Below are 22,687 nucleotides of genomic sequence, written 5' to 3' on the forward strand. Positions count from 1 at the left end.
GAGCCCCTGCGAGCGGGAGGGGGCCTAACGCCGCCTTACGGCTCGATGACGAACCGCAGACGGCCGGCCGGGGCGAGCGTATCGAGGTGGAAGGTTCGCACTTCCACAGCGCCGCCCGTGTTAAGGGTAAGCACGAGCAGGTCGCCGGAGATCGCGGTCGAGACGATCTGGGTGCCTTTCGGCAGGGTGGCCATCATCTCGCCCGGCGATACCGATTTGTTGCGCAGCAGACGATAACCGATGACGCTCAGGACAGAGGCGACACCCAGCACCATGACCAATATGGAAACCGAGGAAATGCGCCGGGCCCTGCGGAGCACCCGCTCCTGCTCCGGCGAGAGGGGCTCCTGAGTGTCGGGGTCGGACGGACTGAAGAACATGGCGCAACCTGACATGGATGAAGACGAGGTCCTCGACCTCGCCGTCAGCACGGACGAAGTCCATACCATCGCCGTCGGCACCGAGGAGACTGGGGAGCGCATCGATCGGCTGCTCGCCGCCCGCCTCGCGCCCCTGAGCCGCACCCGCATCCAGCGCCTAGTGACTGAAGGGCGGGTCGAGAACGGCGCGAGAGTGGTAGGAGACACGGCCGAGCGGGTCAATGCCGGGGACGTATTGACCCTGCGCGTGCCGGCGGCCGCCCCTGCAGAACCGGTTGCCGAAGACATCCCGCTCAACATCGCGTTCGAGGACGACCAGTTGATCGTCATCGACAAGCCGGCCGGCCTCGTCGTCCATCCCGCGCCCGGCCACTGGAGCGGGACGCTGGTGAATGCCTTGCTGCACCATTGCGGGGACAGCCTGTCGGGCATCGGCGGCGTGAAGCGCCCCGGCATCGTCCATCGGCTGGACAAGGACACGTCCGGCCTGCTGGTGGTCGCCAAGACCGACCGCGCCCACAAGATGCTTGCCAAGCAGTTTGCCGACCACGGCCGCACCGGGGAATTGGACCGCGCCTATCTCGCCTTCATCTGGGGCGTGCCGGAGGCGCGCGGCTCGGTGGATGCGCCGATTGACCGGCACCCGTCGAGCCGCATCAAAATGGCGGTGCGCCAGAGCGGGCGGCAGGCCATCACCCATTGGCGGCTGAAGGAAACCTTCCCCGACATCGCCGGCGCCCCGCTCGCCTCGCTGGTGGAATGCCAGCTTGAGACCGGACGCACCCATCAGATTCGCGTCCACATGGCCCATATCGGCCATCCCCTGATGGGCGACGAGGTCTATGGGATGGGTTTTCGCACCAAGCTTTCACGCCTGCCGGAGGGCGCCCGCGCGGCGCTCGGCAGCCTCGGCCGACAGGCGCTTCACGCCGCCCGGCTGGGGTTCGCCCACCCCACCACCGGCAAGATCATGAGCTTTGAAAGCCCCTTGCCGCAGGCGCTCAGTGAATTGCGCACCGCACTCGCGTCGACGTGAGGGGATCGAATCTATCGCAAACCCGTTGCACGCTATAAGATGCACGGTTGCGGCTGGCGTATCGCGGCCGCGGATGCGGCTGCCGGATGCGGGGCCGCGAGGCAAGGAGGCCGAGGATGGCCCAATCTAGTCGCATGCCGATTCCCTCCGCGGAAGGCGGACTGAGCCGTTATCTCGAAGAGATTCGGCGCTTCCCCATGCTGGAGCCGCAGGAAGAGTTCATGCTCGCCAAAAACTGGCGCGAGCAGGGCGATAGGGATGCCGCGCACCGTCTCGTGACCAGCCATCTGCGTCTCGTGGCCAAGATCGCCATGGGATATCGCGGCTATGGACTGCCCATTTCCGAAGTGATTTCCGAAGGCAATGTCGGCCTGATGCAGGCGGTGAAGCGGTTCGAGCCCGACAAGGGCTTCCGCCTCGCCACCTACGCCATGTGGTGGATCCGCGCCTCGATACAAGAGTATATCCTGCGGTCATGGAGCCTCGTGAAGATGGGCACCACGGCGGCGCAGAAGAAGCTGTTCTTCAACCTGCGCAAGGCCAAGAGCCAGATTTCCGCGCTTGAAGAGGGCGACCTGCGCCCCGACCAGGTGAAGGTCATCGCCACCAAGCTCGGCGTCACCGAGCAGGAAGTGGTGGACATGAACCGCCGCCTCTCGGGCGACGCCTCGCTCAACGCGCCGCTGCGCGATGATGGCGAAGGCGGCGGCGAGTGGCAGGACTGGCTGGTTGACGACCACGACGACCAGGAAAGCAACCTTGCCGAAAGCGAGGAACTGGACAATCGCCGCAGCGCGCTTGCGGGTGCACTCACGGTGCTCAACGATCGCGAGCGCCGCATTTTCGAGGCACGGCGCCTGTCGGACGATCCGGTGACCTTGGAGGAATTGGCGGCCGAGTTCGGCGTCTCCCGCGAGCGGGTGCGCCAGATCGAGGTTCGCGCCTTCGAGAAGGTTCAGAAGGCGGTGGTCGATCGCATCCGGGCGCTCGAAGCGCCCGAGGTGGAAGCGATCACGGCCTGAGCCGAACGCCTCACTCTCATTTGTGGCTGAAAGCCGTCCGCGCAAGCGGGCGGTTTTTTGTTGTGTCGATGCTCAGGCTGCGACCGCCAGCATCTTGCCGACTTCCTGCACGAGATCGCGCAGGTGGAACGGCTTGGAGAGCACCTTCGCCTCGCAGGCCGCTTCCATATCGGCATTGAGTGCGACGGCGGCAAAGCCGGTGATGAACATGACCTTCAGGTCCGGGTCCAGTTCAGTGGCGCGCCGGGCGAGTTCGATGCCGTCCATCTCGGGCATGACGATGTCGGTCAGCAGCAACTCGAACGGCTCCTCGCGCATGCGCTCATAAGCGGAGCGCCCATTGTCGAAGGAGGCCACCTGGTATCCCGCATTCTGCAGGGCCTTCACCAGGAACCGGCGCATGTCGTTGTCGTCTTCCGCCAAAAGGATTTTCGACACGCTCTTATTCCTCATCTCGAAAAGCGCCGCCCGCCCGGCGAACACACAGGTTCACGCTGCGGCGGCGCATCCATAGGCTAATTGCCCCGGAACGGGTAAATTCGAAGTGAACCTGATGGCCCCTTCACAAGCGGGGCTGCTCTTGCGCATCATGTCGGCGGGCGGCTCGCGCCCTCGCTTAAGGATCTTTGGGCCCCGTGACAGCCTGCCTCGCCGATACCATCGATCCGCCATTCGAGATTCTTGCGCCCGACGAGGTCGCCGGACCCTTCGTTTTTAATTCTCCGCACTCCGGGCGAATCTATCCGCGCGCCTTCATGGAGCAGGCGCGGCTGGAGTTCGATGTGCTGCGGCGATCGGAGGACAGTTTCGTCGACGAACTGTTCTGCGACGTTGTCAGTGCTGGGATTCCGCTGATGCGCGCGCTGTTTCCGCGCGCCTTCCTCGACCTCAATCGCGAGCCTTATGAGCTTGATCCGCGCATGTTTGACGGGCGCCTGCCGGCGTTCGCGAACACCCGCTCGATCCGGGTCTCCGGCGGATTAGGCACGATCGCACGCGTGGTGGGGGATTCGCAGGAGATCTATCAGCGCCGCCTCAGCGTCGCCGAGGCGCTTGAGCGCATCGAAACCTTCTATAAACCCTATCATCAAGCTCTCCGGCGGCTGATGACCCGCACCCACCGGACGTTCGGCGTGGCGATCCTCGTCGATTGCCATTCCATGCCCTCGGCGCCGCTGCGGGACGATGGCGCGCGGGCCGATATCGTGCTGGGCGATCGCTATGCGACGAGCTGTGCACCCGTCATCACCGACATATTGGAGCGGGAGCTGGTGGCGCGCGGTTATGCCGTCGTCCGCAACAAGCCCTATGCCGGGGGCTACATCACCGAACACTACGGCAATCCCTCAGCCGGGCTGCATGCGGTGCAGATCGAGATCAATCGCGGTCTGTATATGCAGGAAGCGACCTATGAGCGGAACGCGGATTTTTACCGCGTGAGGGCGGACCTTGCAGAGGTCGCCGGGCGCCTGGTGGCAACGGCGGCCGAGGAACTCGCCCCGCCGCGTGCGGCCGCTGAATAGAGATCGCCTATGGGTTGAAAAACGTGCCTTGCGTTTTTCGAATAGCAGCTATACGAATTTGCCGGCGAGAGGTTCGTTAAGAACCCGCAACGCGCTGGCATTGGTTTTCCAGGCCCAAAAAAAGAAAGGGGCCGTCCGCAAGCGAACGGCCCAAGTCTAGGGAGGAAACGCCCAAGGAGGGCAGCGACACAGCGACGCCAATCGCCATGTCGCAGTGCAGCAATAGCCCATTGCGCTGCCGAAAATCAAGTGATGGTTTGTCGCACTTTCGTATACCAAGCTAATATTTTGAAAATGCAGGGAATTTTTCCCTGCCCCGCGCGGACAGCCAGAATGGCGCCGCCATTTTCAAACGAACAGCGCGACTCACCGTCCCGAAGGGGCGGCACGTAGGGTTGATTAGACTTAAGATGGGGAGCTGGCCGCGAAACCTGCCGCGATAGACGGCTGGGCGTGTGCCCAAAAAGAAAGGGGCCGCTCACGGTATGCCGGAGCGGCCCAAGTCTAGGGAGGAAACGCCCAAGGAGGGCAGCGGCATCGCGAGCGACGCCGCGCCTGATCAATATGGGCCTGTCCCAAGCCCCCCACAAGACGGGCACTCGCTGATAATTTGAGCATGCCTCAATTGTAGACTTTTGAGGGCGCCCAGCAGTTTGGAAGCGTTCCGCCTAGCCAACGGGCGCGCCACTCCCCCGCACTGCCGCAAGAAGCGCCTTTTGGCACTGACGTTTTAAAAGATCGCCCGCGTTTCCTGAAGGCGACCGGTCTGAAGGGGCGCTTCCCTCCGGTCCGCCGCCGCTTTACAGCAAGGCGCCGGCCTGCGGTCTTCGGAGAGATCATGTCACCCATTGCCCTGGACGATTTCGTCCACAAGCTCGCCACCATCTCGGGCGAGGCCATCCTGCCGTTCTTCCGCACCTCGCTGATCAGCGAGGACAAGAGCCACGGCCGGGCCTTCGATCCCGTCACCGAGGCGGACCGGGCGGCGGAACAGGTGATGCGCCATCTGATCAACGCGCACTTTCCCGACCACGGCATCATCGGCGAGGAATTCGGCGCCGACCGGCCCGACGCGCAATATGTCTGGGCGCTCGACCCGATCGACGGCACCAAGTCGTTCATCTCCGGCATGCCGGCCTGGGGCACGCTGATCGGGCTGCTGAAGGACGGGGCGCCGGTCTACGGCATGATGCACCAGCCGTTCATCGGCGAGCGCTTCTTCGGCGACGGCGCGAGCGCCCGCTACACCGGCCCGGCCGGCGAGCGCGCGCTGCATGTGCGCCCCTGCGAGCGCCTGGAGGACGCCATCCTCTTCACCACCTCGCCCCGGCTGATGGAGGGCGAAGATCGCACCGCCTTCGAGCGGGTGGAGGAGCGGGTGCGCCTCTCACGCTACGGCGGCGATTGCTACGCCTATTGCATGGTGGCGGCGGGGCTGGTGGATCTGGTGATCGAGACCGGTCTACACGACCACGACGTGATCGCCATGGTGCCGATCATCGAGGGCGCGGGCGGCATCGTCACGACGTGGGAAGGCGGCTCGGCCGCAGGCGGGGGACGGGTGGTGGCGGCAGGCAGCCCGGCGGTGCATGCGGCAGCGTTGGAGCTGCTCGCGGGGCGCTAACCGCTGCCGGGGATGAAGGCGTCGAACGCCGCCCAGAACTGCGCACGCAATGCGTCGCGCTCCATCATGATCTCATGCCGTGCGCCGGCGATGACCACATGGTCGCCGGCGATCAGGCGGGTGGACAGATGTTCGGTGGCGCGGGTCGAGACGATGCGGTCGCTGCCGGCGGCGATAATCAGCATCGGCTGGCGAATGCGCCGGATGGCCTCCGGCTGTGTCAGGCGGTCCATGGCATCGAACGCGGCGGCGAGCCAACCGATGGTCGGCGCGCCCATGGCGAAGCTCATGTGCGCCTCCACCAGTTCAGCAGCCTTGGCATAGCGGCGGGCATCGCTCGTCACCGGGTTCACGGCGAACGGGCGCCGCGTCACCGGCCGGTTGCTGCCGCCGGGAACATAGGCGCGCCCGAAGACGCGCCGCAGCAGCTTGGCGGCAACACGGATCGCGCCGGTGGCGGGGCCGAGATTGATCGACATCATGGGCGCCACCAGCACCATGCGGTCGAACCAGCGACGCCCCGCCAGCACCGATTCCAGCAGCACGACGCCGGCCATGGAATGGGCCAGCGCGAAATGCGGCGCGGGGCAATCCGGCAGCATCACATGCCGCGCGAAGGCGGCGAGGTCGCGCTGATAGTCGCGAAAATCCGGCACGTAGCCCTTGCGCGGGTTGCTCAGCAGCCGCTCCGAGCCCCCCTGCCCGCGCCAGTCGAACATGGCGACGGCAAAGCCGCGCGCGGTGAGTTCGCGCACCACCTCGTAATATTTCTCGATGAATTCCGTGCGCCCGGACAACAGCGCCACGGTGCCGCGCGCCGGCACGCCGGCATCCGCCGGCCACCGGGCATAGCGAATCTTCACCCCGTCATCCGTGGTCACGTAGCCACTGACGGCGCCGGCCGGGGTCGGATCGGTGGGGAGGTCGAACAGCGATGCAGCCTGCGCCGATTGGGGATCGGCAGCGGAAAGGCGACCGCGCGAAACAGTGGCGCCGATGGTCATGATCTCTGTCGTGATGAAGTGCCGCCCAACCCTGGCGAGGGTTACACCCTCAGCCGCGCCCGGGCAATGCGGCGGACAATACAGCGTGCTTAGTACCGCTTGTCCTCGAAGCCGATGACCTGGACGCCGGAGATTTCACCGCTGGTGGCATCCACCACCAGGCGAACGCGCTCCCGGCGCGGCCCGGTGGCCTCGCAGATATAGCTGCCGCCGCGCTGCTGAAGATTGGTGATGCCGGAGAACCCCCGCTGCCCCAGATAGGTCTCCACGGTGTCCCGCGTCAGCATCTTCACATCGTCCCGGCGCCCGGTATAGGGGCCATAGGCCGGCGCGATCTGAACCGCGCCTTTCACCGAACCCGGCGCGGTCCCCTCCGATGGCGTGAACGGGGCGCCGAGCGTGACGCCCATCACCTGGGCGCTGGGCTTTTCGCTGCCGTCGAGAGCGAGCACGGCGATGCCCACGCACGTCGCGATGGCGACAGGGGTGAGCCTCATGCTCCAGTCTCCTTCAAGATGAGACATCCGGACCGGCGTCATTATCGCTCCGGCAGGATGATCATATGGATGACCAGTGAATATCATCCGAGGCTGGCGTTCAGAGCCGGTTCATAAATCCAGGGAGGCCCCTTGACGGCCTAAAACACCATTCCCACATCAAAAACGGCGCCGGTCATAACGACGGCGCTATCTCGCGGACCCGGCTTCGGCGGGTCCTGCATGTCGCTTAGGAAGGATATGCCATGCGTAGCTTTGATCTGACCCCGCTCTATCGCAACACCGTGGGCTTCGACCGCCTGTTCTCGCTGCTGGATACCGGCACCAACGTCGATGCCGCTCCCACCTATCCGCCGTACAACATCGAGCGGACCGGTGAGAACGAGTACCGCATCACCGTTGCGGTCGCCGGCTTTACCTCGGACGAACTCACCATTGAGGCGAAAGAGAACACCCTGACCCTGCGCGGCGAGAAGGCTCCGGCCGAGACCGTCGAGCAGCTCCAGGTCCTGTATCGCGGCATCGCCGCCCGTGCGTTCGAGCGCCGCTTCCAGCTCGCCGACCATGTCGAGGTCAAGGGCGCGCGCCTTGAGAACGGATTGCTGCACGTTGAACTCATGCGCAACATTCCCGAGGCCAAGAAGCCCCGCACCATCGCCATCACCACGGGCGAGCCGGCCAACCAGCCGCAGATCGTGGATGGCCAGGTGAATGGGCAGGTAGCAGCCTGAGGCTTCGTTGCCTGAGGCTTGAACGCTGACTGATCCCAACGGACGCCCCGGCTTTGCCGGGGCGTTTTGCGTATCGAACGGGCTGGACCCTTTCCCTTATGCCGAGCGCTCCCTATCTTCAGTGCCTGAAGCGGCATCGCCGCTGCCCCCGCTCAGGGATGTGATCCATGTTCATCCAGACCGAGCCGACGCCGAACCCGGCGACGCTCAAGTTCCTTCCCGGCCGCAACGTCCTCAGCGACGGCACCCTTGAACTGCGCACCGCCGAAGAGGCCGTACGCTCGCCGCTCGCGCAGCGCCTGTTCGAGGTCAATGGCGTCAACGGCGTATTCCTCGGCTCCGACTTCATCACCGTCACCAAGACGGACGGCGAATGGATGCACATGAAGCCAGCCATTCTCGGCGCGATCATGGAGCATTTCATGTCCGGCGCGCCGATCCTGGCGGACGGCGTGGAAACCGATGAAGAGGATGGCGATGAATTTTTCGCCGAGAGCGACGCCGAACTCGTCGACACCATCAAGGAATTGATCGAGACCCGCGTGCGTCCTGCGGTGGCAAACGATGGCGGCGACATCACCTTCAAGGGGTTCAAGGACGGCATCGTGTTCCTCAACATGAAGGGCTCGTGCGCCGGCTGCCCGTCCTCGACCGCGACGCTGAAGAACGGCATCGAGAATCTGCTGCGTCATTTCGTTCCCGAAGTGCTGGAAGTGCGCCCGGTCTGACGGCAGGCGTCGTTCGCCAAGCGGCATTTTCATCCATCCCCTTTCGTCAAAGGGGTTTTCAGTGGAAGGTGGCCGCGGGATTCGGGCGCTGCGGGCATCATGTTCATTCTGGCAATCGATACGGCCCTCACCGCCTGTTCCGTGGCGGTGCTGGCCCTTGAAACCGACGCCATCGTGGCCGGCGACTCCATCTTCATGGAGCGCGGCCACGCCGAGGCGCTGATCCCGCTCGTGGAGCAGGTGATGCGGGATGCCCGCCTGGAGTTCGCCGATCTCGCGCGGGTGGCCGTCACGGTCGGCCCCGGAAGCTTCACGGGACTGCGCGTCGGAATTTCGGCGGCGCGGGGTTTCGCCCTCGCCACCAGCAAGCCCGTGGTGGGTGTGACGACGCTCGCTGCATTGACCGCCCCGTTCCTCGCGGCGGACGACAGCCTTCCCATTCTCGCGGCCATCGATGCCCGGCACGGCCACGTCTTCATGCAGATGTTCGGCGTCGGCGGGCGCACGCTCGTGGCGCCCCGTGCCGCCGCCGCCAAGGATGCTGCACGCGCCGCCGCCATCGGGCCGGTGCGGATTGTCGGGTCCGGCGCGATGATGGTGGCGGAAGCCTGGCCGCCGGGCGAACAGCTCCCCGTATCCACCGACGCCATCGCGGCGCCGGACGTCGCCTGGGTGGCGCGGCTCGGCGCGGTGGCGGAGCCGAGCACCGCCGAGGCAAAGCCGCTCTACCTGCGTGCGCCGGACGCAAAGCCGCAGGATGCGGCGCGGATCGCCCGGCGATGACTTTGCTCTCGCGGCTTCTTCCCCCACGGGGAGAACCGCAGATTCGCGACGCCACGCTTGCCGACGTCGCCGCGCTTGTCCGGATTCATGCGGCATCCTTCCATCGCGGCTGGGACAGCGGCGAGTTCGAGCGCCTGCTGAGCAACCGCGCGGCGGCCCATGCCCATGTGATGTGCAGGGGCGTGCGAGGATTGGGCGTGCGGGGCGAACCATTCGCCTTTGTCCTCTCTCATGTGGTGCCGCCGGAAGCGGAAATCCTCTCCATCGCGGTTGCTCCCGAGGCGCGGGGCAAGGGTCATGGCGCCATATTGCTCTCGCACCACCTCAGCCGCCTCGCCGTCGCGGGTGTGCGCAGCTCCCTTCTTGAGGTCGATGCGGGAAACGCACCGGCCGTTCGCCTGTACCGGAGCCTCGGCTATGTCGAGACCGGACGGCGCAAGGGATATTATGCGGCGGGCGGCAGCGCCGCCGACGCATTGGTCATGCGGCGGGATTTCTGACACCGCGACAGCGTTCGCGCACGGCTGGCACCAGCGGAAGCTTGGGCGCAACCGCGATGCTGCCTTGCAGCCGACACGGAGGGAGGCGATAAGCGAAAGGATGGGAGAAGGAGGGGATGGACCGTTGAGCGGCAACATCAGCGTGATCGAGGAAGCGTGCCATGCCAAGGGCATGCGCATGACCGACCAGCGCCGCGTCATCGCGCGCGTTCTGACCGCTTCGGACGACCATCCCGATGTCGAGGAGCTGCACCGTCGCGCCAGCGCCATCGACGATAATATTTCCATCTCGACAGTCTATCGCACGGTCAAGATGTTCGAGGACGCCGGGATTATCGAGCGTCACGAATTCGGCGACGGCCGCTCGCGCTACGAGCAGATGCCCGACGAGCACCACGACCACCTGATCGACATGCGCAGCGGGCATGTGGTGGAATTCCGTTCCGAGGAGATCGAGCGTTTGCAGGACGAAATCGCCCGCCGGCTGGGCTACCGGATCGTCGGGCACCGGCTTGAGCTTTACGTGGTGCCGCTCAACGAGAACGAGACATGAGCGACGACGCCTTCGGCTCCGCAGCGTCCGGCCGGCCGGTGAGGGCACCGGAAGACCCGGAACTCGCCGCCATCTTCCATTCCAGCCCCATGCCGGACCTGGGGCCTGAGCCCTCGCGCACCCGCGCCGTCCTTGATGGCATGCGCGTCGGCGTCTTGCTGACCGCCGTTGCGCTCGTCGCCCTTGTGGGCGTTCCGCTTCAGTGGATTTCGCTGAAGCTGAAGCTGCCGACCCGGCGCTATCTGCCGATGCTGTTTCATCGCATCGTCCTGTTTCTCATCGGCGTGCGCGTGCATGTCACCGGCGCGCCGTCCACCGGGCGCCCGCTGCTGCTGCTGTCGAATCACGTCTCCTGGCTCGACATTTCCGTGGTCGGCTCGCTGAAGCCGCTGTTTTTCGTCTCCAAGAGCGAAGTGGAGGGATGGCCGGTGATCGGCCTGCTCGCCTCGCTCCAGCGCACGGTGTTCGTGGACCGGGCTCGGCGCCAGGCAACCGGCGACGTGAACCGGGCCATCGCCGCACGCCTCGCCGAGGGCGATCCGGTTGTTCTGTTCGCCGAGGGCACCTCGGGCGACGGCAACCGGGTGCTTCCCTTCCGCACGGCGCTGGTGGGCGCGGTGCGCGAAGCGTTCGACGCCAAGGGAAAGGTGATGGTGCAGCCCATGTCCATCGCCTATGTGCGCCTGCAGGGCCTCCCCATGGGCCGCTCGCACCGCCATATCGCCGCGTGGATCGGCGCGTTGGACCTTGCCCCGCACCTTCTGGAAGTGGTGCGCCAGGGCGCCCTCGACGTGCACGTAACTTATGGGGAGCCCCGTGCGCTGGGCGGCGAGATCGACCGCAAGGCGATCACCCGCGCCTGCGAGGATGAAGTGCGCCGGCTCTCTCTGACCGCGCTGACCGGTCGTCCGTTGCAGCCTTGAGTTTCCAAACCGCCGGTTTGCCGATAAAACCAGTGGAACCGATTTGGACGATGGAGATCGGACCCGCTGACGTCACCGGCGCGTCGTGCAGATACGCGATGGTGAAGTTGGCAGAACAGGCAAGATGAACGCGCCCCGCAAGCTGTATGTGAAGTCGTTCGGGTGCCAGATGAACGTCTACGATTCCCATCGTATGGCGGACACTCTGGCCCGTGAGGGCTATGTGGAAACGAGCGATGCGGCGGACGCCGACCTCGTCATTCTGAACACATGCCATATCCGTGAAAAAGCGGCCGAAAAGGTCTATTCCGAGCTTGGCCGCCTGCGCAAAGCCAAGGCGGAGACCGGGCATCACACCGTGGTCGCCGTCGCCGGCTGCGTCGCCCAGGCCGAGGGCGCCGAGATCATGCGCCGCGCCCCGGTGGTGGATCTGGTGGTCGGCCCGCAAAGCTACCACCGCCTGCCGGAGATGCTCGCCAAGGTGCACGCCGGCCAGCGCGCGGTGGACACCGAATTCCCCATCGAGGACAAATTCGACCATCTGCCGGCGCCGACGCGCGAAGCGACCCGCAAGCGGGGGCCTGCGGCCTTTATTACTGTGCAGGAAGGCTGCGACAAATTCTGCACCTTCTGCGTGGTCCCCTACACCCGTGGCGCCGAAGTCTCCCGGCCGGTGGCCAAGATTCTCGCAGAGGCAGAGCGCCTTGCCGACCAGGGCGTGCGCGAGCTGACGCTGATCGGCCAGAACGTCAACGCATTCCACGGCGCGGGACCGGACGGGCGCACCTGGAGCCTCTCGGACCTGCTGTACCGGCTCGCAGAGATTCCCGGCATCGCCCGGCTGCGCTACACCACCAGCCACCCCCGCGACATGGACGAGGACCTGATCGCCGCCCATCGCGACCTGCCCGCGCTGATGCCCTATCTGCATCTCCCGGTGCAATCGGGTTCGGACCGGGTGTTGCAGGCCATGAACCGCAAGCATGGGCGCGGCCTGTTCATCAACATCATCGCCCGCATGCGCCAGGCGCGCCCGGATATCGCGCTCTCCTCCGATTTCATCGTCGGCTTCCCCGGCGAGACCGACGCGGAGTTCGAGGAGACCATGGCGCTGATCACCGATGTGGGCTTTGCCAGCGCCTATTCCTTCAAATATTCCCCCCGCCCCGGCACGCCGGCGGCGGACCATGCCCAACAGGTGGACGAAGAGGTGAAGACCGAGCGCCTGCATCGTCTTCAAAGTGCGCTGGAGGCGTCCAAGCGCGCGTTCGACAAGAGCTGCGTCGGCCGCACCTTCGATATCCTGCTGGAGAAGCCGGGCCGCCAGAGCGGTCAGCTGATCGGCCGCTCGCCCTATCTCCAGTCCGTGGTTGTGAACAATCCCCCCGCTGGCATCGGTGAGCTGCTTCGTGTCACCATCACCGAAGCGGGGCCGAACAGCCTCGCCGGCCAGTTTGACTCAGTTTCAGTTCCCGCGCCCGCGAGCGGACGTCCGCTCGCTGCCATGGAGGCTTGAGCGTTGCGCAGATCCGGCGTCGACAAAGATCGCCCCTCGCCTCCCCCGCAGCAAGGGCCCGCGCGCGCGGCCATCGCCGATCCCTGGGCCGTCCAGGGCGATGAGGGCCCGACCCAGGTGGTGCTGGCCTTCGACGACAATCGGCTGGCGACCCTGCTGTTCGGCCATTATGGCCGCAACCTCGCCCTGCTGGAGCGCAAGCTCGGGGTGAAGGCCGATTCGCGCGGCAACCATGTCACCCTCGAAGGCGGGCGCGATGGCTGCGAGCAGGCGCGCCGGGTGCTGGAGCATCTTTACGAGGCGCTGAAGCGCGGACGCGATGTCGGCCCCGGCGATGTCGAGGGCGCGATCCGCGAGGCGGTGGCGCAGGGCTCGCTGTTCGACTTCGATCCCTCCGAGGACCGGCAGCATTTTGACGAGATCCAGCTTCGCCGCCGGCCCGTGCGAGCCCGCACGGCGGCACAAGATGCCTATATCCGCTCGCTGAAGCGCAACACGCTGGTGTTCGGCACCGGACCCGCCGGCACCGGCAAGACCTGGCTCGCCGTCGCCTATGCGGTGCACCTTTTGGAACGGCGCATGGTGGACCGTCTGATCCTGTCGCGTCCGGCGGTGGAGGCGGGCGAGCGGCTCGGCTTCCTGCCCGGCGACATGAAGGAGAAGGTCGACCCCTATCTGCGCCCGATCTACGACGCGCTTCACGATCTGATGGACCGCGCCTTCGTGGAACGGGCGCTGCAGACCGGTGAAATCGAGATCGCGCCGCTCGCCTTCATGCGCGGCCGCACCCTCGCGAACGCCGCCGTGATCCTGGACGAGGCGCAGAACACCACCTCGATGCAGATGAAGATGTTCCTCACCCGTCTGGGCGAGAACTCGCACATGATCATCACCGGCGATCCCAGCCAGGTCGACCTGCCCCCGGGCCAGACCTCGGGCCTATCGGAAGCCCTGCGGCTGCTGGACGGCCTGGAAGGCGTCGGCATCAGCCATTTCAAGGCCGAGGACGTGGTGCGCCACGAACTGGTCGGCCGCATCGTCGCGGCCTACGAGACCAACGACGCCGCCCGGCTCGCGGCCAGGGGCACCTGACCATGGACGGCGCGCGAAGTCCCGGCATCGAGGTCGACGTCCTCATCGAGGCAGACGGCTGGGACGAGATCCCGCAGGCCGCGACCCTCGTGGAGAGGGCGGCCCGCGCCGCACTGGATGCCGCCGCCGATCTTGATGCCGACGCCACCTTCGAGATGAGCATCACGCTCACCGACGACGCGCGCATCCGCGTTCTCAACCGCGACTGGCGCGAGAAGGACAAGGCGACCAACGTCCTGTCGTTTCCCGCCGCAGAGGTGCCTAACGATGTTTCCCCCGTGCCGCTGGGCGACGTGATCGTCGCCCTCGAGACGGTGCGCGCTGAAGCTGCCGACGAAGACAAGCGCGTCGGCGACCATCTTGTTCATCTCATTGTTCACGGGACACTGCATCTTCTCGGCTTCGACCATCAGGACGAAGCCGAGGCCGAGGAGATGGAAGAGACCGAACGGCAGATCCTGGCAGGGCTCGGCATTTCCGATCCCTATGCCATGCCCGCCGAAACCTGACGGACGACCCCAAAGGGAGACCATGTCCAACATCGACCAGTCGAGCGACCCCGCCGCTTCGGAGCCGCAGAGTTTAATCGACCGATTGCGTGCCCTCCTCGGCACGTTCCGCCCCCAGGGCTCGCTGCGCACTGACCTTGTGGAGGTGCTTGCCGGGTCGGGGACGACGGCTGAGGAGGTCAGCGAATTCTCGCCTTCCGAGCGGAAGATGCTGCGCAACATCCTTCATCTGAAGGAGGTGGGCATCGGCGACATCATGGTGCCGCGCGCCGAGATCGTCGCGGTCCAGAAAAACGTGTCGCTGGCGGAACTGATGGTGGAGTTCGCCAACGCCACCCATTCGCGGCTCGTGGTCTATGACGACACGCTCGACGACCCCGTTGGCATGGTGCACATCCGCGACCTGCTCGCCTTCATGACCGGCGCCATGCCGGACCAGGACGAACTGGTGGAGGTGAAGAACATCAATCTCGCGGCGGTGGACCTCACCCAGTCGCTCACCGACGCTGGCCTGATCCGCCGCCTGCTCTATGTGCCGCCCTCCATGCCCGCCAGCGACCTGCTGGTGTCGATGCAGGCGGCCCGCGTCCACCTCGCCCTGGTGATCGACGAATACGGCGGCACCGACGGCCTGGTCTCGATCGAGGACGTGGTGGAAGAAATCGTCGGCGAGATCGAGGACGAGCACGACGACGAGGCCGCCCTCATCAAGGCCCAGCCGGACGGCAGCTTCCTCGTCGACGCCCGCACCCCGCTTCAAGACGTCACCCAGGTCCTGGGCTCGGATTTCGCCCCGGCGGAGGTTGCCGATGAGGTGGACACGCTGGGCGGTCTGGTCATCACGCTCGCCGCGCGCGTGCCGCTCACCGGGGAGATGATCTCCATGCCGGGGAATTATCGCGTCGAGGTGCTGGAGGCGGACCCTCGCCGGGTGAAGCGTCTGCGCATCCTGCCGCCGCAGAGTGACGCCGCCGCCGCCGAGGCGATCCGCGAGGGCGCGTGATCCCCTCGCGGCTCACGACGTTTGGATCATCCGTGAGCCGGCTTGATGGCTGGCGCCGTCTTGCCGCGGCATTCGGCGCCGGCGTCATTTCCGCTGCTGCGATGCCGCCGCTCGGGGCATGGCCGGTCCTGTTCCTGACCTTCCCGGTTCTGGTCCTACTTCTGGACGGCCTTCCGGCTCCCGGCTGGCGCACGGTGCGCACGGCGGCGGCGACCGGCTGGTGGTTCGGCTTCGGCTATTTTCTGGCCTCGCTCTGGTGGATCGGCGACGCGTTCCTGGTGGAAGCGGACGTGTTCGCCTGGCTGCTGCCGGTGGCGGTGATCTCGCTGCCCGCCGGGCTCGCACTGTTCACCGCACTGGGCATGGCGCTGGCGCGCCTGCTTTGGTCATCGGGGCCCGCGCGCATCTGCGCGCTGGCTGCCGGATTGACTGCCGGGGAGTGGCTGCGCGGCCATGTGCTCACCGGCTTTCCCTGGAACAGCTACGGCTATGCGCTCGCGGACAATCTCGCCTTGGCGCAGAGCGCGGCGCTGTTCGGCCTTTGGGGTCTGACCCTGGCGGCGGGGCTGGTTTTCTCGGCCCCGGCGCTGCTGCTCCAGCCTTACCCGCGCGGCCGCCTCCTGTGGCCGGCCATTGCGCTTTGTGCCTTGCTGCTCGCCTTCGCCGGCGGGCAAGTGCGCCTCGACCAGACCGTGGGAATGGTCGAGGGCGTGCGCATGCGCATCATGCAGCCCGCCCTGCCCCAGGACCAGAAATTCGCCTACGGCGAACGCCGCAATGTCCTGGAGGGGTATCTCGAACTCAGCGCGCGCCCCAGCAAAACGTATCCAGAGGGCCTCAAGAATGTATCCCTGCTGATCTGGCCTGAATCCGCTTTTCCCTTCGTTTACGAGCGCGAGCCGTGGGCCAAGGAGCGTATCGCTGCGACCTTGCCCGACAATGTGACCCTGGTGACCGGAGCGGCGCGATATGGCGCCCCGCCGCCCGGTCAGAGTTCGTTTTTCTTCAATTCCATCCGGGTGATCAACGCCGACGGCACGGTGCGCCAGAGCGCCGACAAGGTGCATCTCGTGCCGTTTGGCGAGTACCTGCCGTTTCAATCCGCGCTTGAAGCCCTTGGCCTCCAACAATTGACGCGGCAGCGCGGCGGCTTCGCTTCAGGCACCCAACTCACCGCCCTCGACATTCCCGGCGCGCCGCGCGCTGCACCGCTGATCTGCTACGAAGCGGTATTCCCCCATGCGGTTATGCCGGCGGGTGAGCGGCCGGGCTTTCTGCTGAATGTCACGAACGACGCTTGGTTCGGCGAAACGCCCGGGCCGTACCAGCACTTCTTGCAGGCGCGTCTGCGTGCGATCGAAGAGGGGATTCCCCTGGTTCGGGCGGCAAATACCGGCATTTCGGCGGTGATCGACCCTCTGGGGCGCATAGTCGCAGCTCTACCCCTCGGTGAAAAAGGCAACTTAGACGCGGGTCTACCTTTAGCTTTACAAGACCCGCCGCCGGCTGCGCGATACCGCTCTTGGCCTTTTACCGCCTTGTTTTTGCTCGTCCTGGCTGTCGCGGCATTTGCGAAGGCACGGCCGCTCACGGATGAAAAACACACGTAAAAGTTGATCGACGCTACATACACGAATGCGTATCTTGCGTGTGTCAGGGCAACCTTCGCTTCGCGAAGTAAAATTCTTTTCCGATTTCGTCCGGAGAGACCATGGTCAAGAAGGTGCCTAACCCTATCGACAAGCACGTCGGCAGCCGCGTTCGAATGCGGCGCATGATGGTAGGTATGAGTCAGGAGAAGCTGGGCGAGAGCCTCGGCATCACCTTCCAGCAGATCCAGAAGTACGAAAAGGGGACCAACCGGATCGGAGCCAGCCGGCTTCAGCAGATTTCGGTGGTTCTCGGCGTGCCGGTGGCGTTCTTCTTTGAAGGTGTGCCGTCTTATTCGCCCGATCAGGAGGGGTTCGGCGAAACCGCCTCTCCAACCTACGTCAACGACTTCCTCGCCACGTCTGATGGCCTGGCGTTGACGCGGAGCTTCCAGCGCATCACCGACAGCAAAGTGCGGCGCCGCATCGTCGAACTTGTCACCGCGATCGCCGGCGAGGAAGCCGCGCCGGAAGGGTGATGTTCGTTTTGGCAAACGCGTTCGACAGGCCGGTCTTGACCGGCTTGCGCACCTTTGCCAAAAGCATCCTGTTGCCCGCAGGGGGCTAGAGGGAAGCAGATGGCGCGGTCGTCCTACCTTTTTACCAGCGAGTCGGTTTCCGAAGGACACCCGGATAAAGTGTGCGATCGGATCTCGGACGAGGTGGTGGATGCCTTCTTCCGTGCCTCGCTGGAGCAGGGCTTCGACCCGAGCCAGGTTCGGGTCGCCTGCGAGACGCTGGCCACCACCAACCGGGTGGTGATCGCCGGTGAAACCCGCGGTCCCTCGGTCATCACCAAGGATCTGCTCTGCCACCTCGCCCGTCTCGCGATCCGCGACATCGGCTATGAGCAGGCCGGGTTCCATTGGGAAAACGCCAATATCGAAGTGCTGCTGCACGCCCAGTCGGCGGATATCGCCCAGGGTGTCGACATCGCCGGTGAGAAGGACGAAGGCGCGGGCGACCAGGGGATCATGTTCGGCTACGCCGTCCGCGAGACCCCGGAACTGATGCCGGCGCCGATCTTCTACGCCCATAAGATCTTGAAAGTGCTCTCCGAAGCCCGCCGCTCCGGCGAGACCGGCGTGCTTGGCCCTGATGCCAAGAGCCAGGTCACGGTGCGCTATGAGAATGGCAAGCCGGTGGGGGTGACGCAGATCGTTCTGTCCACCCAGCATCTGGACGAGCACCTCTCTTCCCACGATGTCCATTCCATCGTGGAACCCTATATCCGCAAGGCTTTGCCGGAGGGTTGGATCTCCCCCGAGACGGTCTGGCACGTCAATCCCACCGGCAAGTTCGTGATCGGCGGGCCGGACGGCGACTGCGGCCTCACCGGGCGCAAGATCATCGTCGACACCTACGGCGGAGCGGCCCCGCACGGCGGCGGAGCGTTCTCCGGCAAGGACCCGACGAAGGTGGACCGCTCGGCCGCCTATGCTGCGCGATACCTCGCGAAAAACGTTGTGGCTGCTGGACTTGCGGACCGCGCGACGATCCAGCTCGCCTATGCCATCGGCGTCTCGGACCCGCTCGCGGTCTATGTCGACCTGCACGGCACCGGGCAGGTGGAAGAGGCCAAGGTGGAAGTCGCCCTGCGCCAGGTGATGAACCTGCGCCCGCGCGGCATCCGCGAGCACCTCGACCTCAACAAGCCGATCTATGCCCGCACCTCCTCCTACGGCCATTTCGGCCGGGCGCCGGATGCGGATGGCGGCTTCTCCTGGGAGAAGACCGACATCGCCGACGCCCTCAAGACCGCTCTGACCTGAGCACCCGACACTGGATGTCAGCCCCCTGATACGGTTGATCAACAGCCGTATCAGGGGTGATCGACAGGCACGTCGGCAGTCGACAACCGGATGAAGTCCAATGTCCGTGACCTCAGACGCGGACGATAAAACGAACGCTCCCGCCGGTCCGCGTCGCGATCCCGAGACCGGACAGGTCGCGACATTTCATGGCCGGCGCATCGGCAAGGCGCTCCGCCCGCTTCAGGCGCGCACCTACGAGCGCCTAATCGGCCGCTATCGCCTCTCCCTCGACGCCCTCGCCGACCCGCACGCCTTGTTCCCGCGCCCGGTGGAGCGGCTGAACCTCGAAATCGGCTTCGGCGGCGGCGAGCATCTCCTCAGCGAGGCCGCCCGCGCACCTGAGGCCGGGTTCATCGGCGTCGAGCCCTTCATCAACGGCATGACCCGCGCGCTGATGGACCTGGAGGTCGGCGGCCAGGACAATGTGCGGGTGTTCGACGACGATGCGGCGCTGCTGCTCGCGCGCCTGCCGGCCGGATGCCTCGCCCGTGTCGATCTGCTCTATCCCGACCCCTGGCCCAAGCGCCGCCATTGGAAGCGCCGCTTCGTGCGCGCGGACAACCTTGACCTGATCGTGCGCGCGCTCACGCCCGGCGGTCTGTTCCGCTTCGCAAGCGATGTCCCGGAATATGTCGATTGGACTTTGCGCGAAGTGCGCGCCCACGGCGTGCTCGCCTGGACCGCCGAATGCGCCGACGATTGGCGCCTGCCCTTTGAGGGGTGGCCTGGCACCCGCTACGAAGCCAAAGCCATCGAAGCCGGCCGCTGCGGCACCTATCTGGTGTTCGCGAAACGCTGATTTCGGCTTTTCGCCCGGCGGAAACGCGGATGCCGCGGCCTGCCTGCCGGCACGGCATCCCGATCGCGCGCGCCCAAACATTTCATCAGCGACGGCACCGCACCTTAAACCGCGCCGACGATATCGTAACCGGCCACAAGGGCGGCATCGGCGGGCCTACGGCATCACCCGGAGGCGATGTCAGACCTCCGCCCACTGCCGCAGCAGGTTGTGATAGACGCCGGTGAGCTGGACCGCCGAGGTGTGGCCGGGGTGGTCCTGGTTGAGGCGCATGATCGCCATGTCCATGTCGAACAACAGGCTGCGCCGGCCCTCGTCGCGGATCAGGCTCTGGGTCCAGAAGAAGGACGAGATGCGCGCGCCGCGCGTCACCGGCGTCACATGGTGCAGCGAGGTCGCGGGATAGATGATGGCATCGCCCGCCGGCAGCTTCACCGCATGGGAGCCATACGTGTCTTCCGCCACCAGCTCGCCGCCGTCGTAATCCTCCGGGTCGGAGAGAAACAGCGTGGTCGAGACATCGGTGCGTAGGCTCTCGCCGGTGGCGCGGATGCGGCGGATGGAATTGTCGACATGCGAGCCGAAGGTCATGCCCTCGTCGTAGCGGTTGAACATCGGCGGCAGCACGCGGTGGGGCAGAACCGCCGACATGAACAAGGGCGTGCGATAGAGCGCCGAGACGATCATCTGGCCAAGCTCCAGGGCCTCGGGGTCGTCCTCCGGGATTTGGAGATTGCGCTTCACCGCATGGGCCTGCGCGCCGGCGGTCGTGCGCCCGTCCACCCAGGCGACACGGGTGAACATCTGCCGGCAGCGCAGCACCTGGTCCCGGTTCAGGACATTGGGAATATGGATCATCATGGGGCTGGCATCCAGAACGAAACAGACCCGCGCCGCCGGAGGTCACGGCAGCGCGGGTCGTCGCGAGAGGCGGAACCACCCAGGCTGAACAGCCTGGGCGAACAATCCGTCCCTAAACTTGGCGGGAGGCTCAGAACGTCGCGCGAGCCGTGAGCGAGGCGTAGCGGCCGGCGGCGGGAATGGCATGTCCGCCGTAATACTGCGCGTAATAAAGCTCGTTGGTCAGATTGTAGACGTTCAGCTGGAGCTGGAAATTCTTCGTCACCTGGTAGCTCGCCATGGCATCGAAGTTCCAATAGGACGGCACATAGACCGTGTTGGCGACGTTGGCGAACGTGTCGTCGTTGTAGGTCGCGCCGCCGGCCACGGTGATTTGGTCCGTGATGTCGTAGCTGGTCCACAGCGAGAACGAGTTCGGCGGGGCGTTCGGAAGCTGGTTGCCGACCGTCGCGAAATTCGTGAGCGAGGGCGCCGGCCCGACGCTGAGAATCTCGGTCTTCATATAGGTGTAGCTGGCGGTGAGGTCCCACTTGTCGGTGATGGCCCCGCCCGCGCCGAGCGAGATGCCGCGCACCCGCTGCTCGCCGCCCAGCACCTGGGGCGGCAGCCCGGCCACAGGGTCCGTCGGCACGCGAGTGTTGGTCTTCATGGTCTGGAACAGCGCGCCGGTGAGGATCACCCGGCCATCCAGGACCTCGGCCTTCACGCCCGCTTCCCAGGTGTTGTTGCTTTCCGGCGCCAAAGTCACCGTGCCGCTTTCGAGCACGCCATATTCCGAAGACGGGTTCGACGACGTGCCGTAGGACACATACAGATTGACCGTCTTGATCGGGGAATAGACGACGCCCAAGCGGTAGTTGAACAGGCTCTCGTCATTCACCAGCGTCGTCACCACGCCCGTGTTGGCCACCGAGACATAGTTGGTGTTGGCGATGTCCCAACGCATCGAGCCCATCACCTGCCAATGCTCGCCGATGGCGATCTGGTCGCCGGCATAGAAGGCGACGTCGGTCATATCGGTGTTGTTGGAGGTGGGCACGAAGTTGGAGAAACCGCCGATGCCCAGGCTCGCCGAATTGTTGTTCGGGTTCGCAAGACTCACGCGGCATGCGGCAACAGCCTGGTTGCACAGATTGATGCGGTTCTGATCGCGCGTTTCCTTGGTCAGCTCCATGCCCACATTCATGGTGTGCTGGAACATGCCGGTCTGGAACTTCGCCACCATGTCGGTGATGTTTGTGAGCTGGCTGTTGTCCGTCACCGTGTTGAACCGCTGCTGACCTATGGTCATGGCATCAACGGGGTAGTTGTAATAGGAGGCTTGGTTCGCGGCGGTGAACAAGGTGTTGTTGGCGGTGCCAAGGCTGCGCGGCGCGGTGACGGTGACGTTCCGGTCGTTCAGCGTGTAGCGCGTGCCGTTGCTGAGCGTGACGAAGTCGTTCAGCTCATGCTCGATATAGATCGTCGCCATATTGGTGTCGGTGGTGAGCTGATCGGCCCACGGGCCGTTCGAAACCCCGTACCAATTGGAGCGATTGACCGGCACGGGGCCCGTCGCCTTCCCGTTGCCGTAATAGCCGCCCACCGGCTGGGCGAAATTGCCGACGGCCAGGCTCTGCGTGGGTGCGGGCAGATACGGTACGCCGTAGTCCGGCACGCCGCTTTCATGCTGATAGTAGTAGGAGGCCGTGAACTTGGTGCGGTCGTTCAGGTTGATGGTGATCGACGGCGCGACGCCCCAGCGTTCGGAATTCACATTGTTGCGGTCGGCGGTATCGACGTTCTGCCCCATCAAATTGATGCGGGCGAAGACATTGTCATTGACCTTGCCATTGGCATCCAAGGTCGCGCGCACGCCGGTGCTGGTGTAGCCCGTGACGTCGCCGGTGACGAAGGTGGCATCCTTCGGCAGCTTCGAGACCATGTTGATCACGCCGCCCGTGGACCCGCGCCCGAAGGCAAACGAGGACGGCCCCATGAACACTTCCACCGCCTCGATATTGAACATATCGCGGGTGTACCAGCCGGTATCGCGGATGCCGTCGCGGAAGATGTCGCCACGCGCCGAGAAGCCGCGGATGATCGGGCTGTCCCCCTGCTGCCCGCCTTCGCCGGCGCTGAAGGTGATGCCCGAAATATT

Annotated in this window: 24 protein-coding genes (1 of these 24 cut by a window edge); 18 read left to right on the forward strand and 6 right to left on the reverse strand. The window is 65.3% G+C overall.

The window, feature by feature from the left end:
• Positions 1-35 precede the first annotated feature (35 nt).
• Positions 36-380 (reverse strand): hypothetical protein, encoded by a 345-nt coding sequence (locus ADADO0_RS07705; RefSeq protein ID WP_511304540.1) that lies wholly within the window; start codon positions 378-380, stop codon positions 36-38.
• A 13-nt stretch (positions 381-393) separates the two neighbouring features.
• On the opposite strand from ADADO0_RS07705, the gene ADADO0_RS07710 reads away from it, so the two are divergent.
• Together ADADO0_RS07710 and rpoH are read left to right on the forward strand one after the other, a co-directional pair.
• The gene (locus ADADO0_RS07710; RefSeq protein WP_511304793.1) at positions 394-1,416 is read left to right on the forward strand and encodes an RluA family pseudouridine synthase; all 1,023 of its coding nucleotides are present in this window, start codon (positions 394-396) and stop codon (positions 1,414-1,416) included.
• 116 nt (positions 1,417-1,532) lie between these two features.
• Positions 1,533-2,438 carry an RNA polymerase sigma factor RpoH gene (gene rpoH / locus ADADO0_RS07715; protein ID WP_511304541.1) on the forward strand — a complete coding sequence of 302 codons (906 nt, stop codon included), beginning with the start codon at positions 1,533-1,535 and terminating at the stop codon, positions 2,436-2,438.
• 72 nt (positions 2,439-2,510) lie between these two features.
• Here rpoH and cpdR read toward each other — a convergent pair whose 3' ends face one another.
• Positions 2,511-2,876, reverse strand: coding sequence for a cell cycle two-component system response regulator CpdR (cpdR, locus tag ADADO0_RS07720; RefSeq protein ID WP_511304542.1), 366 nt, complete (start codon positions 2,874-2,876; stop codon positions 2,511-2,513).
• Positions 2,877-3,073: 197 nt separating this feature from the next.
• Between cpdR and ADADO0_RS07725 the strand changes: the two genes are divergently transcribed.
• Both ADADO0_RS07725 and hisN read left to right on the forward strand, forming a co-directional pair.
• Positions 3,074-3,961: an N-formylglutamate amidohydrolase gene (locus tag ADADO0_RS07725; protein ID WP_511304543.1), complete on the forward strand. Its 888-nt coding sequence runs from the start codon at positions 3,074-3,076 to the stop codon at positions 3,959-3,961.
• 838 nt (positions 3,962-4,799) lie between these two features.
• Positions 4,800-5,585 carry a histidinol-phosphatase gene (hisN, locus tag ADADO0_RS07730; protein ID WP_511304544.1) on the forward strand — a complete coding sequence of 262 codons (786 nt, stop codon included), beginning with the start codon at positions 4,800-4,802 and terminating at the stop codon, positions 5,583-5,585.
• Here hisN and ADADO0_RS07735 read toward each other — a convergent pair.
• A complete protein-coding gene (locus ADADO0_RS07735) occupies positions 5,582-6,589 on the reverse strand; it encodes an alpha/beta fold hydrolase (RefSeq protein ID WP_511304545.1) in 1,008 nt (335 codons plus the stop codon). The two genes, hisN and ADADO0_RS07735, sit on opposite strands and share 4 nt — an antisense overlap.
• Positions 6,590-6,678: 89 nt before the next feature.
• A complete protein-coding gene (locus ADADO0_RS07740; RefSeq protein ID WP_511304546.1) occupies positions 6,679-7,086 on the reverse strand; it encodes a hypothetical protein in 408 nt (135 codons plus the stop codon).
• Positions 7,087-7,331: 245 nt separating this feature from the next.
• Here ADADO0_RS07740 and ADADO0_RS07745 point away from each other — a divergent pair, with 245 nt between their 5' ends.
• The 14 genes from ADADO0_RS07745 to trmB all read left to right on the forward strand — a co-directional run bounded on the left by ADADO0_RS07745 (position 7,332) and on the right by trmB (position 19,686).
• Positions 7,332-7,817, forward strand: a complete 486-nt coding sequence (locus ADADO0_RS07745; RefSeq protein WP_511304547.1) for an Hsp20 family protein — start codon at positions 7,332-7,334, stop codon at positions 7,815-7,817.
• Between the two features lie 167 nt (positions 7,818-7,984).
• On the forward strand, positions 7,985-8,545 hold the full coding sequence (locus tag ADADO0_RS07750) for a NifU family protein (RefSeq protein ID WP_511304548.1): 561 nt from the start codon (positions 7,985-7,987) through the stop codon (positions 8,543-8,545).
• A 99-nt stretch (positions 8,546-8,644) separates the two neighbouring features.
• The gene (gene tsaB, locus ADADO0_RS07755; protein WP_511304549.1) at positions 8,645-9,328 is read left to right on the forward strand and encodes a tRNA (adenosine(37)-N6)-threonylcarbamoyltransferase complex dimerization subunit type 1 TsaB; all 684 of its coding nucleotides are present in this window, start codon (positions 8,645-8,647) and stop codon (positions 9,326-9,328) included.
• On the forward strand, positions 9,325-9,828 hold the full coding sequence (locus ADADO0_RS07760) for a GNAT family N-acetyltransferase (RefSeq protein ID WP_511304550.1): 504 nt from the start codon (positions 9,325-9,327) through the stop codon (positions 9,826-9,828). The genes tsaB and ADADO0_RS07760 overlap by 4 nt, the downstream gene beginning before the upstream one ends.
• Before the next feature lie 100 nt (positions 9,829-9,928).
• On the forward strand, positions 9,929-10,381 hold the full coding sequence (locus ADADO0_RS07765; RefSeq protein WP_511304551.1) for a Fur family transcriptional regulator: 453 nt from the start codon (positions 9,929-9,931) through the stop codon (positions 10,379-10,381).
• A complete protein-coding gene (olsA, locus tag ADADO0_RS07770) occupies positions 10,378-11,304 on the forward strand; it encodes a lyso-ornithine lipid O-acyltransferase (RefSeq protein ID WP_511304552.1) in 927 nt (308 codons plus the stop codon). The genes ADADO0_RS07765 and olsA overlap by 4 nt, the downstream gene beginning before the upstream one ends.
• A gap of 124 nt (positions 11,305-11,428) precedes the next feature.
• On the forward strand, positions 11,429-12,820 hold the full coding sequence (miaB, locus tag ADADO0_RS07775) for a tRNA (N6-isopentenyl adenosine(37)-C2)-methylthiotransferase MiaB (protein WP_511304553.1): 1,392 nt from the start codon (positions 11,429-11,431) through the stop codon (positions 12,818-12,820).
• 72 nt (positions 12,821-12,892) lie between these two features.
• Positions 12,893-13,912, forward strand: a complete 1,020-nt coding sequence (locus ADADO0_RS07780; protein WP_511304794.1) for a PhoH family protein — start codon at positions 12,893-12,895, stop codon at positions 13,910-13,912.
• A 2-nt stretch (positions 13,913-13,914) separates the two neighbouring features.
• Positions 13,915-14,421 (forward strand): rRNA maturation RNase YbeY, encoded by a 507-nt coding sequence (gene ybeY, locus ADADO0_RS07785; RefSeq protein ID WP_511304554.1) that lies wholly within the window; start codon positions 13,915-13,917, stop codon positions 14,419-14,421.
• 22 nt (positions 14,422-14,443) lie between these two features.
• On the forward strand, positions 14,444-15,424 hold the full coding sequence (locus tag ADADO0_RS07790; RefSeq protein ID WP_511304555.1) for a hemolysin family protein: 981 nt from the start codon (positions 14,444-14,446) through the stop codon (positions 15,422-15,424).
• 32 nt (positions 15,425-15,456) lie between these two features.
• Positions 15,457-17,034 (forward strand): apolipoprotein N-acyltransferase, encoded by a 1,578-nt coding sequence (gene lnt, locus ADADO0_RS07795; protein WP_511304556.1) that lies wholly within the window; start codon positions 15,457-15,459, stop codon positions 17,032-17,034.
• 101 nt (positions 17,035-17,135) lie between these two features.
• Entirely contained in the window at positions 17,136-17,552 is a 417-nt protein-coding gene (locus ADADO0_RS07800) for a helix-turn-helix domain-containing protein (RefSeq protein WP_511304557.1), read from the forward strand.
• 99 nt (positions 17,553-17,651) lie between these two features.
• A complete protein-coding gene (metK, locus tag ADADO0_RS07805; protein WP_511304558.1) occupies positions 17,652-18,845 on the forward strand; it encodes a methionine adenosyltransferase in 1,194 nt (397 codons plus the stop codon).
• 100 nt (positions 18,846-18,945) lie between these two features.
• Entirely contained in the window at positions 18,946-19,686 is a 741-nt protein-coding gene (gene trmB, locus ADADO0_RS07810; RefSeq protein WP_511304559.1) for a tRNA (guanine(46)-N(7))-methyltransferase TrmB, read from the forward strand.
• A 180-nt stretch (positions 19,687-19,866) separates the two neighbouring features.
• On the opposite strand, the gene ADADO0_RS07815 is transcribed toward trmB, so the two are convergent.
• Positions 19,867-20,547: a Fe2+-dependent dioxygenase gene (locus tag ADADO0_RS07815; protein ID WP_511304560.1), complete on the reverse strand. Its 681-nt coding sequence runs from the start codon at positions 20,545-20,547 to the stop codon at positions 19,867-19,869.
• 130 nt (positions 20,548-20,677) lie between these two features.
• Positions 20,678-22,687 carry the 3' portion of a TonB-dependent receptor gene (locus ADADO0_RS07820; RefSeq protein ID WP_511304561.1) on the reverse strand. The gene runs 324 nt beyond the window's last position, so 2,010 of the gene's 2,334 nt are visible here — the last part of the coding sequence; the start codon falls outside the window, past its right edge — the gene reads right to left on this strand; it ends in the stop codon at positions 20,678-20,680.

This window comes from Aquabacter sp. (genome assembly GCF_965279295.1).
GTDB lineage: Bacteria > Pseudomonadota > Alphaproteobacteria > Rhizobiales > Xanthobacteraceae > Aquabacter.

Coding starts and splice junctions, on each gene's coding strand:
- miaB (WP_511304553.1), top strand. CDS start 11,429: ATGAACGCGCCCCGCAAGCTGTATGTGAAGTCGTTCGGGTGCCAGATG.
- ADADO0_RS07815 (WP_511304560.1), bottom strand. CDS start 20,547: ATGATGATCCATATTCCCAATGTCCTGAACCGGGACCAGGTGCTGCGC.
- ADADO0_RS07765 (WP_511304551.1), top strand. CDS start 9,929: ATGGGAGAAGGAGGGGATGGACCGTTGAGCGGCAACATCAGCGTGATC.
- ADADO0_RS07760 (WP_511304550.1), top strand. CDS start 9,325: ATGACTTTGCTCTCGCGGCTTCTTCCCCCACGGGGAGAACCGCAGATT.
- trmB (WP_511304559.1), top strand. CDS start 18,946: ATGTCCGTGACCTCAGACGCGGACGATAAAACGAACGCTCCCGCCGGT.
- ybeY (WP_511304554.1), top strand. CDS start 13,915: ATGGACGGCGCGCGAAGTCCCGGCATCGAGGTCGACGTCCTCATCGAG.
- rpoH (WP_511304541.1), top strand. CDS start 1,533: ATGGCCCAATCTAGTCGCATGCCGATTCCCTCCGCGGAAGGCGGACTG.
- ADADO0_RS07745 (WP_511304547.1), top strand. CDS start 7,332: ATGCGTAGCTTTGATCTGACCCCGCTCTATCGCAACACCGTGGGCTTC.
- ADADO0_RS07705 (WP_511304540.1), bottom strand. CDS start 380: ATGTTCTTCAGTCCGTCCGACCCCGACACTCAGGAGCCCCTCTCGCCG.
- ADADO0_RS07740 (WP_511304546.1), bottom strand. CDS start 7,086: ATGAGGCTCACCCCTGTCGCCATCGCGACGTGCGTGGGCATCGCCGTG.
- ADADO0_RS07800 (WP_511304557.1), top strand. CDS start 17,136: ATGGTCAAGAAGGTGCCTAACCCTATCGACAAGCACGTCGGCAGCCGC.
- tsaB (WP_511304549.1), top strand. CDS start 8,645: ATGTTCATTCTGGCAATCGATACGGCCCTCACCGCCTGTTCCGTGGCG.
- ADADO0_RS07750 (WP_511304548.1), top strand. CDS start 7,985: ATGTTCATCCAGACCGAGCCGACGCCGAACCCGGCGACGCTCAAGTTC.
- metK (WP_511304558.1), top strand. CDS start 17,652: ATGGCGCGGTCGTCCTACCTTTTTACCAGCGAGTCGGTTTCCGAAGGA.
- ADADO0_RS07790 (WP_511304555.1), top strand. CDS start 14,444: ATGTCCAACATCGACCAGTCGAGCGACCCCGCCGCTTCGGAGCCGCAG.
- olsA (WP_511304552.1), top strand. CDS start 10,378: ATGAGCGACGACGCCTTCGGCTCCGCAGCGTCCGGCCGGCCGGTGAGG.
- ADADO0_RS07735 (WP_511304545.1), bottom strand. CDS start 6,589: ATGACCATCGGCGCCACTGTTTCGCGCGGTCGCCTTTCCGCTGCCGAT.
- hisN (WP_511304544.1), top strand. CDS start 4,800: ATGTCACCCATTGCCCTGGACGATTTCGTCCACAAGCTCGCCACCATC.
- ADADO0_RS07710 (WP_511304793.1), top strand. CDS start 394: ATGGATGAAGACGAGGTCCTCGACCTCGCCGTCAGCACGGACGAAGTC.